This window comes from Echinicola strongylocentroti (assembly GCF_003260975.1).
In the GTDB taxonomy this organism is placed as follows: Bacteria; Bacteroidota; Bacteroidia; order Cytophagales; family Cyclobacteriaceae; genus Echinicola; species Echinicola strongylocentroti.
Genome location: NZ_CP030041.1, coordinates 5,735,232 through 5,747,389 on the forward strand (window position 1 = coordinate 5,735,232; position 12,158 = coordinate 5,747,389).

Below are 12,158 nucleotides of genomic sequence, written 5' to 3' on the forward strand. Positions count from 1 at the left end.
AAGTGATATGAAACAACTAAAAATTCTTATAGTTCTCTTTTTTATTATTGGCAAGATGTCTGCTCAGACAGGTAGTAGCGATTGGCCAGTACTGAAAACCTACGATCAGGAGCATACAGGACGTATTGCTATGCCAGTAGGTGGCATCGGGACGGGAACCATTTCGCTGACGGGATATGGTGCGCTACAAGACTGGGAAATAATGAGTAGGCCTGCCAAGGGGTACAATCCACAGATGGGTGGGGTGGAAGTGATCAACAGGGCTCCGTTTTTTGCACTCTACATTAAGGAAGAAGGCCATGATGGCCAAGCGGTATTGATGGAGGGGCCTTTGCCGGAGATGTACAGTGAAGGCTTTTATGGAGCCACGGGGCCAAACCACGGTTTGCCCCGTTTTGAAGAAGCTACTTTCAACACAGCCTATCCATTTGGTCAGGTGGTTCTAAAAGACCAAGTCTTACCTGTGGAGGTTACGGTCGGCGCTTTTAATCCGCTGGTTCCTGCCAATGTGGACGACAGTAGTTTACCGATTGCTGTATTGAATTATAAGGTGAAAAATACATCGGATAAACCAGTGACGGTTTCTTTGGCGGGAAATATCCCTAATTTCATTGGCAATGATGGGCTAAAGGGAAAAGCTGTCAAAAACAAGATTTCCTATAAAGAGGAAGAGGGACTAAAGGGCATTCACTTTACCTCAGATGGAGTGGATCCAGAGAGCATGCAATGGGGAACATTCAGTTTGCTCACCGATAGTGAGGGGGAGTTGTCCTATCGGACGCATTGGGCTCCTGGTGAGTGGGGCAACAGTACGTTGGAGTACTGGGACGACTATACCGATGATGGTGTATTGGAAGATCGTAAAGGTTTTGGCGAGGATAGTCCCATGGGATCCTTGGCAGTCAAAACAGTTTTAGCCCCCAAGGAAGAAAAGGATATTCGCTTTTATGTCACTTGGAACTTCCCCAATCGTCCAGCATGGGGAAATGACGATGTTAATGTGGGCAATTATTATGCATCGCAGTTTGAGGATGCTTGGGATGTGGCAAAACAAACCGTGCCAAGGATTCCTGAATTGGAAAGTCAATCAAGGCAATTTGTGGAGGCCTTTATCGGAAGCGATTTGCCCGCCATTATTAAAGAGGCGTCATTGTTCAATCTGGCTCACTTAAGAACACAATTGGTTTTCAGAACCAAGGAAGGTTATTTTTTGGGATGGGAAGGGACAAAGAATGATAATGGTAGTGGAACAGGCAGCTGTACGCATGTTTGGAACTATGAGCAGGTCACGCCTTTCTTATTTGGGGAGGTAGCCCAAAATATGCGTGAGGTGGAATTTGGTTATGCCACGGACGAAAGAGGCCTGATGAGTTACCGGATACATTTGCCACTGGATACCAAGGCCCAAAGCTTCGGTTTGGCAGCTGCGGACGGGCAGATGGGAAGTATCATGAAATATTACAGGGAATGGCAGCTGTCAGGAGATGATGAGTTTCTAAGGAAGAACTGGGCAAATGTGAAAAAAGCACTGGAATTTTGCTGGGTCAAAAATGGCTGGGATGCCAATAAAGACGGAATAATGGAAGGTAGCCAGCATAATACCATGGACGTGGAATATTATGGCCCTAACCCGCAAATGGGTTTTTGGTACCTAGGGGCATTAAGGGCAACAGAAGAAATGGCCAATTATTTAGGAGATGAGGCATTTGCCAAGACCTGTCGGTCATTATATGAAAACGGAACCCTGTGGATGGATGAAAACCTATTTAACGGGGAGTATTACGTGCAGCAAATCGTACCCCCCATGTCGATTGACAATATTGCAGAGGGCCTTATTAGGGTAAAACGGCGCCTAGTACCCGATGATCCGCAATATCAGTTGGGCGAGGGAGTGCTGGTAGACCAGCTTGTGGGACAGGTGATGGCACATATCCTTGATTTGGGCTATTTGACCAAAGAAGAAAACATCGTCAAGACCAATGAAGCCATCCTTAAATATAACCACAGGGAGAGTCTAATGAAGCATCCTAATTTTATGCGTTCATACGCCCATGGGAATGAATCGGCCTTGGTGATGGCCCACTATCCGGGCAAGCGCCCCAAACAGCCTTTTCCGTATTTTACAGAAGTCATGACTGGTTTTGAACATACTGCAGCTGTGGGAATGCTGTACGAAAATCAAGTGCAAAGTGGCCTGAACACCATTGCCGATGTCCGAGAACGGTATGATGGCAAAAAAAGAAACCCATTCAATGAAGCAGAGTATGGTAACCATTATGCCAGAAGTATGATGGCTTGGGGAGGTGTTTTGGCATTGTCCGGGTTTCATTATTCGGGAGTGGACAGGTCGATGAGGTTTACTTCCAATCCCGGCACCTACTTCTGGAGCAATGGCCACAGTTGGGGGACATGTGAGGTGAAAGATAAAACAGCTGAATTAAAAGTGCTTTATGGCAACGTCGGCTTAGCGGAGTTTACATTGGAAGGAATAGGTACCAAAAAGCTCGATCCTGTAGTTGTTAAGGCAAATGAAACGTTAAAAATCGAATTATGAGGGGAATAATTCTATGGAGCTGTTGCTGCATTCTGTGTGCTTTTAAAAGCCCTACGCCGCAGAGCAGCTCCAAACCAAATTTCATCATTATTTTTACAGATGACCAAGGGCATGGTGATTTGGGATGCTTTGGTGGTGAGCATGTGGATACTCCGCACTTGGATACCATGGCCGCCCAAGGCATGAAGTTGACCAGCTTTTATGTGGCGGCACCGATATGTACTCCTTCCCGGGCAGCATTGATGACGGGAAGTTACCCCAAGCGGATCCATATGTCAGATCGCGTATTGCTTGCCGGAGACCATCGAGGACTGCACCCTAATGAGCTCACCATCGCCGAGGTACTAAAAACCCAAGGTTATGCCACAGGGATAATGGGGAAATGGCATTTGGGGGATCAACCCGAGTTTTTGCCTACCCGCCAGGGGTTTGATGCTTTTTTTGGGCTTCCTTACAGCCATGATATCCACCCATGGCACCAGAACAACAAAAAATTCAATTTTCCAGACCTTCCGCTGCTAGAAGGTGAGGAAGTCATCGAAATGAATCCTGACATGAACCACCTGACTCAGCGGATTACTGATAGAGCGGTGGAATTTATTGAGAGAAACAAGGACCAACCATTTTTTCTCTACCTACCACATCCTCTTCCCCATCGGCCAGTATATGCCTCGCCCGAGCAAATGCATCAGGCAGCGGACTCCCTGGAGACCATGTTGGCACAGGAAAATGGGACAGTCAACTATCCTCTTCGTGATTACCTGTATCCGCAGGCGATCGGGACCATCGATGATTCTGTTGGAGAAATCATGAAAGCCCTGTCAGCAAATGGCTTGGACGAAAACACATTGGTCATTTTCACTTCTGACAATGGCCCGGCACGGGGAGGCCAGGGAAGTACAGGAGGGCTAAGGGGCAGAAAAGGGGATACATACGAAGGAGGGATGAGAGAGCCAGCCATAGCTTGGTGGCCGGGCAAGATACCTTCGGGAAGTGTTTCCGATGAAATCCTGACAGCCATGGATTTGTTACCCACATTTGCCAAACTTGCCGGAGCCACTGTTCCTCCAGATCGGGTGATTGACGGAAAGGACATTTGGGCGGTATTAAGTGAAAATGCAGCATCCCCTCATCAGCAATTTTACTATTATCACCACAACCAACTTCAGGCAGTAAGGTCCGGAGAATGGAAGTATCATGAGCGTGGAGGGGAATGCATGTTGTTTAACCTGAAAGATGACCGGGGCGAAACCAATAACGTGATTGGCCAACATCCAGCAATAAGCCAAAAGCTAAAAGCATCCTTTGACGCTATTGAAAATGAGCTGGGCGAAGGAAGTGAATTCAGTGATCAGTGCCGTCCAGCAGGGTATCTAGAGATGGCAGGACCCTTGGGCAATTAAAGATAATTGAGCAATATATATCCGAAATGATACCAGTAATGACAGCAATAGTAAATAGTTTCTCACAGAAGCCACTGAAATCTCAGAAAGACCTTCTTTCATTCTGGGTGTTCTGCGCGTTCTGTGAGAAATAAAATCTACTGGCAAGAAAGCGTATAATAAAATTTAGCAATGATGAATAAGTACATAGCAATACTCATAACCTTCCTGAGCATACAGCGCTTAGGCATAGCCGCTAGTTTTGCGCAGGACCTTACAGTTTCAACACTGTTTTGTGACCACATGGTTTTGCAAAGGGGCACGCCTGTTCCCGTTTGGGGAAAGGCCCGACCTAGTGAGGGGGTTACCGTGACCTTTGCTGGGCAACGTAAGTCCACTACGGCAGATAAGAATGGGAAGTGGGAACTTGCCCTAGATCCATTATCGGCTTCCAAAGAAGGCGGGGAGATGACCATTACGGGAAGTACAGAGGTGGTGATTTCCGACGTGGTGGTCGGGGAAGTATGGATCTGTTCTGGTCAATCCAATATGCAGTTTGGTGTATCCCAAGTGCCTGAAGTGCGGGGATTGGTGCCTTTTGCCAAAGACATCCGTAGTTTTGAAGTGAAGCGTACCGTGGCTTTGGAAGAGCAAGATAACGTCTCTGGAAAATGGGAAAGAACCCACCCTTCCAGCGCTGTGGCATTTTCTTTTGCCTATTTTCTGAATGACCTTGGAGATGTTCCTGTGGGGATCATTCATGCTTCTTGGGGCAGTTCTTCCATAGAAGCTTGGATGCCAAGGGATATGACCAAGGACTTGCCTCATTTTAAGACCATTATGGACGAGTTTGATAGGGATACTGCGAGGACAGCACGTATCCAGCAAATTCTCGCTGCGCCTGATGGTTGGACGGGCAAGGAAGATGTTTTCTTAAGACGCCAGCCCAATATATTATACAATGCCATGATGCATCCGCTGGCTCCTTTTGCCTGTAGAGGTCTATTGTGGTACCAAGGCGAACGTAATACCCGGTACATGTCCGGGATGCCTGAAGTGAATTCCTCTAACTGGTTTCATCGTGTAGCTGGAATAAAAGAGTACGGAGGCATACTTGGCCAATGGATCAAAAGGTACCGTAAGGAGTGGGACAAGGAGGACATGCATTTTATGATCGTGATGCTGCCCGGATATGGTAAGGGAACCGACGGGGAAGTCGACCCCGAAAAGCCAACGGAGCCGTCGTGGGCTTGGATGCGTGAATCCCAAATGGAAGCGTTGGCGCTTCCTGGGACTTCGGTGATCAATACCATTGACCTAGGTGAGCTAAGTGACGTTCACCCGACAGACAAACTTCCCATAGGCCAAAGGGGTGCTCTTTTGGCAGCTAACCATACGCTGCAGCTTGACGTGCTGGCTGCTGGGCCAATAATGAATGACGTGGAAATCCAGAAGGGAAGAATCGTTGTTCATTTTGACAATGCCGAAGGTCTCAAGACCGTGGATGGTAGGGCTCCCGCGGGCTTTTGGATTACTGATGATACCGGCAACTGGGTTCGTGCAGAATCGAAGATCGATGGGGAAAGCGTGATTTTATCATCACCTAAGATCACAAACCCCCACTATGTGCGCTATGCCTTTGCAGGCAAACCAAAAGTGAATTTGGTCAATGCGAATGAGTTGCCAGCCTACCCATTCAGAACGGACAGGGAGGAGGAATAATCCCTACTTATGCAGTGGTAATCGTAATAGATGGGCTAAGGCATATTTCGGGATAAACTTCCAGGGCCTGAACCAATGGTCTCATGTTGATTATAAGGAGCTAAGAAGAAGGTGTGAAGGTTACTTAACAGAAATGTTATAGTATTTGAATGGATCCCAACAGTACTCCATACAGCTTCGGTTTATCTTTAGGGTAAAATATTCAACGAAAGTGAGACAATAGTATTAACTCTTGGGAATACGATTTGATAAATTCGGGTGTTATTTGAGGGGATAAATAATGCCAGCCCTGTGCAGTCATCTTAGCGCTGTAGGAAATAAAAGAAATTCTTCCTCGATAAGAACAACTTGAAAACAATTTAAACCTAATATGTATATCCGCAACGACACCAGTAATCACAGCAATATGAAATAGTTTCTCACAGAAACCACTGAAATCTCAGAAAGACCTTCTTTCATTCTGGGTTTTCTGTGCGTTCCGCGAGAAATAAGATCTACTGGCAAGGAAGCGTATAATCAAAAAAACCTAAAACCAAAAAGTAAGATGAAACATATATTATTAATTCTCTTTGCATTTTTAGTAACGGTGCTTCAGTCGAATGCCCAAACTAAGGAGGAAGCCCAAAAGCCCAACATCATTTATATCCTCGCTGATGATCTAGGGTATGGAGACTTGCGGTGTTTTAATCCCAATGGAAAAATCCCCACCCCAAACTTGGATGAAATGGCAAGCAACGGAATGAAGTTTACCGATGCGCATACCTCTTCTGCCGTATGTACGCCTACACGATATGGGATCATGACAGGTCGGTATAACTGGAGATCATCTCTAAAAAGCTCTGTGTTGAGTGGTTACTCAAGGTCACTGATTGATCAGGATCGAACCACGATAGCCGAGATGCTTAAAACGCAAGGGTATCACACGGCTTTTGTTGGTAAGTGGCATATGGGCTGGGATTGGTCCTTGCAGGAAGATAAAGCAGTTAATCTTAATAGCCTAAATGTGGTTCCCGAGGTGGATTTTAGTGTTCCTATAAAAAATGGCCCGGCCACTCATGGATTTGATTATTCATTTGGTTTTTGTGGATCACTGGATATGGCTCCTTATGTGTATGTGGAAAATGATATGCCTACTATGGTGCCGACTAAATCTACCATCTCAGTAGATGAAAAAGGAATATGGAGAAAAGGCCCTACGTCAGATGACTTTGTACATGCCAATGTGCTTCAGGATTTGACAGATAAGGCTGTTGATTATATTAATCAACATGCAAAAAAGGAATCTCCATTCTTTTTATATTTTCCGCTACCGGCTCCTCATACCCCTATTTTGCCCACGACCGAATTTTTGGGCAAGAGCAACACCAACATGTACGGCGATTTTGTAATGCAGGTGGATGATGTGGTACGCCAAATCCGAGCGACCCTAAAAAGCCAAGGGATTTCAGAAAATACCCTGTTGGTATTTACCAGTGACAATGGCTGCTCTCCAAAAGCTGATTTTGAAGAACTCGCCAAAGTAGACCATGATCCAAGCTATACTTTTCGTGGCACTAAGGCCGACATCTTTGAAGGTGGGCACCGTGTCCCCTTTATTGTGGAATGGCCAGCAAAGGGCGTGAAAAACTCCAGCTCTGAAAAGACCATTTGTACAACTGATTTCTTTGCCACTTGCGCTGAGTTAACCGGATACGCCACCAAGGATACAGAAGCAGAAGACAGCTACAGCATGCTGCCGCTGATCGTAGGAGAAAGGGACGAAGAGATCAGAGAGTACACTGTTCACCATTCTATTAATGGGTCATTTGCCATCAGGAAGGGTGATTGGAAACTGAGTGTATGTAAGGGATCTGGAGGCTGGAGCTATCCTAGGCCGCAGGATATAAAACAGGAAAACCTCGACCTTCCTGATATGCAGTTGTATAATTTGAAAGAGGATATAGGAGAAACCAATAACCTGGTGGCAGCCCATCCAGAAGTAGCTGCTGAACTAAAGTCGGCGCTCAAAAGAATCATCTTGGAGGGAAGGAGCACACCGGGATCCAAACAGGAAAATGAAGGAATGGAAGGCTGGAAGCAGGTAAAACAGATTATTGATTAAACCAACTAATGATATGAGGCTTTTAGACAAGAAAGGATTGATCTTTATACTGCTGGCTTTAGGTCTACTGGTTCAGCCTTGCTTTTCCCAGAAAAAAATATGGGATGAAACAGCGGCCCAAAAGGAAGAGCGAATGTCCTGGTGGACGGAGTCCAGGTTTGGTATGTTTATTCACTGGGGACTGTATGCTCAGGCTGCACGGCATGAGTGGGTCAAGAAGCGTGAACGTATTTCAGATGAGGAGTATAAAAAGTACTTTGAGATATTTGAGCCGGACCTTTTCAATCCAAAAGAGTGGGCAAAAAAGGCCAAAGCCGCTGGGATGAAATATGCAGTGATCACCGCTAAGCACCATGAAGGGTTTAGCATGTTTGATTCTGAATACACTGAATATGATATTATGAATACTCCTTATGGAAAGGATATTCTAAAGGAATGGGTCGATGCTTTCCGCGCCGAAGGCCTAGGGATTGGATTTTATTACTCACTCATCGATTGGCATCATCCTGACTTTACCATAGATAGCAGGCATCCCCAGAGTGCAAAAACACAGGAGGAATACGATGAGTTAAATAAAGGACGGGATATGGGAATCTACAGGGAGTACCTTAAGAATCAAGTGAGAGAACTTCTCACCAATTATGGGGAAGTAGATGTACTTTGGCTGGATTTTTCCTATCCCGGAAAATTCGGAAAAGGCAAAGACGACTGGGGTTCTGTGGAGCTTTTAAAAATGGTCAGAGAACTTCAGCCTGGTATTTTGGTCAATGATCGATTGGATTTAAAAGATTATGAAGGAGGGTGGGACTTCACTACACCCGAGCAGTTCAAAGTAGAAAAATGGCCAGAAATAGATGGTGAAAAAATCCCTTGGGAAACTTGTCAGACCTTTTCCGGTTCTTGGGGCTATTATCGTGATGAGCATACATGGAAAGACAATAAGCAACTTTTGGTGCTATTAATTGAATCGGTAAGTAAAGGAGGGAACATATTACTTAATGTGGGACCAACTGCCAGAGGAACATTCGACTATCGTGCAGATGAAGCTCTTGAAGAAATGGGGGAATGGATGAAATTCAATTCTCGGTCAATTTATGGATGCACGCAAGCACCGGATGAGTTTGAAGCTCCCGCAAATACTTTGTTAACCTATAATCCTACAACAAACCGATTATATGTCCACCTACTTGACTACCCGATGAAAAACTTTCTAATGAAGGGATTTGCCGATAAGATTCGCTATGCTCAGTTTTTGCACGATGCTTCTGAGATTAAAATGGGCAAACCACATGGTGCATGGATAAAACAAGAAACAGATGAAAGCGATATAAATCTATTGCTGCCTATCAATAAACCCAAGGTTGAAATCCCAGTGATTGAAATCTTTCTAAAGAATTAAGTGAAGTCTTTTATGTATATCCGCAATGATACCAGTAATCACAGCAATCACCGAAGTCTCAGAAAAGCCTTATTTCATTCTGGGGATTCTGTAGGTTCTGTGAGGAATAAAATCTACTGGCAAGAAAGCGTATAATCAAACCTTAAACCCGGAATATGCATTAGCCTATCTGTTTCGACCTGAAACTGCTTCAAAATCAGCCGTTTCACTTTAGTTTTCGGCATAACCGTAGCGGTGCTACGCTAATGCCTCCAAACTAACTGATTTTCTTGCAATTTCAGCTCTCACTACGATTCCTAACGCATAATCCGGGTTAAAAAAGATGCACAATCCAATTAATCTGCAAAAAAAATGAAGACTAATCTTATTTATTTCTTTGTTGCTGCTCTAATGGTATCATGTAATAGCCTACAGCCCTATTCCAAAGGTACCTACGGGTATGACGTAGCCTTCTTTGAGCAGCAGGCAATGGAAATGATCCAGTTGAAGGATGATGACAGTGGCGCAGCAGTGCTTATATCTCCAGGATATCAAGGAAGGATAATGACCAGTACTTCCAATGGTAAGGAAGGCCAGAGCTTTGGTTGGATCAACCATGACTATATCGAAGCAGGAGAGACCAATACTAAGTTCAATCCATTTGGTGGAGAAGAGCGGTTTTGGTTAGGGCCGGAAGGAGGCCCTTTTTCTATTTATTTTGAGCAAGGGGATGAGCAGGATTTTGACCATTGGAAAGTGCCCAATGTGCTCGATACGGAGGCTTTCGAAGTGGTGGAAAAGGACGATCGGATGGTGCAGTTTCATAAAACCTTCCAATTGGAAAATGCCTCAGGAACTTCCCTAAATATAGGAGTAGACCGTACTATTACACTTTTGGGAATAAAGGAAACAGAAGAAACGCTGAAATCCTCCCTCCATTCTGCCATCGATTGGGTAGGCTATGAATCGGAGAATATCATCACCAATAAAGGAGAAAATACCTGGGATGAAAATACCGGTTTCCTGTCCATATGGTTATTGTCCATGTTTAATCCATCTGAAAAAGGGGTGGTTTTCATGCCCTATCATGAAGGAAGCAAGGAGGAGCTTGGTAAGATTGTGGAAGACAATTATTTCGGAAAGGTCCCGTCGGATAGGCTCATCGTAAAAGATGGCATGGTTTATTTTAAAGTAGACGGTACATACCGGAGCAAGATTGGGCTGTCTCCGGAGCGATCCACCCCTTATAGTGGAAGCTACGATCCTAAGACAAACAGCTTGACCATTCTCTGGTATTCCAAGCCCACCACACCTAAAAGGTATGTCAATTCAAAATGGGGAGAGCAAGAGGACCCCTTAAAAGGGGATGCTTTGAATTCCTATAATGATGGCCCCGTGGCTGATGGATCTATACTAGGGCCGTTTTATGAGATAGAAAGTTCCTCGCCCGCTGCTCTACTCGGACCTAAAGAAAGCATGAAACATACCCAACGGATATTCCATATCAGCGGTAAAGAAGAACAGTTGGACGAAATAGTTCAAAAGCTATTTCATGTGTCCTTGACAGAGATTAAAGCGGTTTTTGGTGAACATTAACTATATACCCTATACTATGTTTAGAATGAATTTATGGCCTTTGGCCTTAATAGCAATAGCCTTATCTGCGTGTAATGGATCATCGCAAACGAACGATGACCACACCGCAACCGAAAAAACCAATATAGTCCTTATCATGGTGGATGACTTGGGGTATTCGGATGTAGGCTATATGAATCATAAGCCTGGGATCAACACGCCCAATATCGACCAGCTGGCCGCCAGCGGAATGGTATTTACGGATGCGTATGCTGCGGCTCCGGTGTGTTCGCCGACCCGTGCCAGTCTAATGACGGGAAAATATCCAGCAACTGTAAAATTAACTTGCCACATTCCCGGTATGGGAATGGAAAAGTACATGGATAAGCTCAGCGAAGGCCAAAAATTAAGGGAAGGTTATTTCTTGGACCATTTGCCACTCACTGAGACAACCGTAGCGGAAGCCTTAAAAGAGCAAGGATATACCACAGGATATATAGGAAAATGGCACCTTGGAGGTGAGGGCTCCATCTATACCAAAGATGGTATTGTGAATGCTAATTATCATCCTGAAAAACAAGGGTTTGATGTGAATATCGGTGGTTGCGCTTATGGTCAGCCCAAGAGCTATTTTGACCCTTACAGCAATGGTACCATCGAGGACCGTAAGGAGGGAGAATACTTGACCGATAGGCTTGGTGATGAGGCGGTTCGGTTTATAGAGGAAAACAAGGAGGGGCCTTTTTTTCTGAACTTGGCTACCTACACGGTGCATACACCACTGAGCGCGCCTGAAGCGACGGTCGAAAAATATGAGGGGAATAAGTACTTTGCCATGATCGAAAAACTCGACCAAAATGTAGGCAAGGTGATGGATAAATTGAATGAATTGGAATTATTGGAAAACACAATGGTGGTTTTTTATTCCGATAATGGAGGCCTGTGGGGCAACAAGCCCTTAAAGGGAAAGAAAGGAACTTTATATGAAGGAGGGATAAGAGTTCCGATGATAGTAAGTCAGCCAGGGAAAATCAAAGCAGGAAGTCAGTCTGCGGAGCCGGTTACGACAGTCGATTTTTTCCCTACTTTTTTGGAGATCGCTGGTGGCGCAGCTGCTAATTATCCCGGACTTGAAGGGAAGCATTTGCAGCCCTTGATATATGGAAAAGGCGGTTTTGAAGAACGGGCGATCTATTGGCATTTTCCACATCACCGCAAAGAGGGGCTTTCTATGGGAGCCGCTATCCGGCAAGGGGATTGGAAGTTGATTAAGGAATTTGAATCCGAGCAGGTTTACCTCTTTAATTTAAGGGATGACCTTGGAGAAGAAAATAACCTTTCGGCGGCAAACCCTGAAAAGAGAGATGAACTACTGGCCAAACTGGAAGGATGGCAGAAAGAGGTGGATGCCGAAATGCCAGCAAAGAATGAACAAAATTAACATTA

Annotated in this window: 7 protein-coding genes; all 7 read left to right on the forward strand. The window is 45.0% G+C overall.

Going from position 1 to position 12,158, the window contains the following annotated elements; genetic code table 11:
* The first annotated feature begins 7 nt into the window (after window positions 1-7).
* The 7 genes from DN752_RS22680 to DN752_RS22710 all read left to right on the forward strand — a co-directional run bounded on the left by DN752_RS22680 (window position 8) and on the right by DN752_RS22710 (window position 12,153).
* A complete protein-coding gene (locus DN752_RS22680) occupies window positions 8-2,554 on the forward strand; it encodes a GH116 family glycosyl-hydrolase (RefSeq protein ID WP_112786673.1) in 2,547 nt (848 codons plus the stop codon).
* Complete coding sequence (locus DN752_RS22685; protein WP_112786094.1) at window positions 2,551-3,957, forward strand: sulfatase family protein; 1,407 nt, start codon at window positions 2,551-2,553, stop codon at window positions 3,955-3,957. The genes DN752_RS22680 and DN752_RS22685 overlap by 4 nt, the downstream gene beginning before the upstream one ends.
* A gap of 171 nt (window positions 3,958-4,128) precedes the next feature.
* Window positions 4,129-5,658 carry a sialate O-acetylesterase gene (locus DN752_RS22690; protein WP_112786095.1) on the forward strand — a complete coding sequence of 510 codons (1,530 nt, stop codon included), beginning with the start codon at window positions 4,129-4,131 and terminating at the stop codon, window positions 5,656-5,658.
* 544 nt (window positions 5,659-6,202) lie between these two features.
* Window positions 6,203-7,759: a sulfatase family protein gene (locus DN752_RS22695; RefSeq protein ID WP_112786096.1), complete on the forward strand. Its 1,557-nt coding sequence runs from the start codon at window positions 6,203-6,205 to the stop codon at window positions 7,757-7,759.
* A gap of 13 nt (window positions 7,760-7,772) precedes the next feature.
* Window positions 7,773-9,158 carry an alpha-L-fucosidase gene (locus DN752_RS22700; RefSeq protein WP_112786097.1) on the forward strand — a complete coding sequence of 462 codons (1,386 nt, stop codon included), beginning with the start codon at window positions 7,773-7,775 and terminating at the stop codon, window positions 9,156-9,158.
* A 351-nt stretch (window positions 9,159-9,509) separates the two neighbouring features.
* Window positions 9,510-10,733: a DUF6786 family protein gene (locus DN752_RS22705; protein WP_245949370.1), complete on the forward strand. Its 1,224-nt coding sequence runs from the start codon at window positions 9,510-9,512 to the stop codon at window positions 10,731-10,733.
* A 16-nt stretch (window positions 10,734-10,749) separates the two neighbouring features.
* Window positions 10,750-12,153, forward strand: a complete 1,404-nt coding sequence (locus DN752_RS22710) for a sulfatase (RefSeq protein ID WP_112786099.1) — start codon at window positions 10,750-10,752, stop codon at window positions 12,151-12,153.
* Window positions 12,154-12,158 lie beyond the last annotated feature (5 nt).

Bases quoted from the DNA above. Each gene is read 5' to 3' on its own strand.
- DN752_RS22680 (WP_112786673.1), top strand. From the start codon at position 8: ATGAAACAACTAAAAATTCTTATAGTTCTCTTTTTTATTATTGGCAAG.
- DN752_RS22685 (WP_112786094.1), top strand. From the start codon at position 2,551: ATGAGGGGAATAATTCTATGGAGCTGTTGCTGCATTCTGTGTGCTTTT.
- DN752_RS22690 (WP_112786095.1), top strand. From the start codon at position 4,129: ATGATGAATAAGTACATAGCAATACTCATAACCTTCCTGAGCATACAG.
- DN752_RS22695 (WP_112786096.1), top strand. From the start codon at position 6,203: ATGAAACATATATTATTAATTCTCTTTGCATTTTTAGTAACGGTGCTT.
- DN752_RS22700 (WP_112786097.1), top strand. From the start codon at position 7,773: ATGAGGCTTTTAGACAAGAAAGGATTGATCTTTATACTGCTGGCTTTA.
- DN752_RS22705 (WP_245949370.1), top strand. From the start codon at position 9,510: ATGAAGACTAATCTTATTTATTTCTTTGTTGCTGCTCTAATGGTATCA.
- DN752_RS22710 (WP_112786099.1), top strand. From the start codon at position 10,750: ATGTTTAGAATGAATTTATGGCCTTTGGCCTTAATAGCAATAGCCTTA.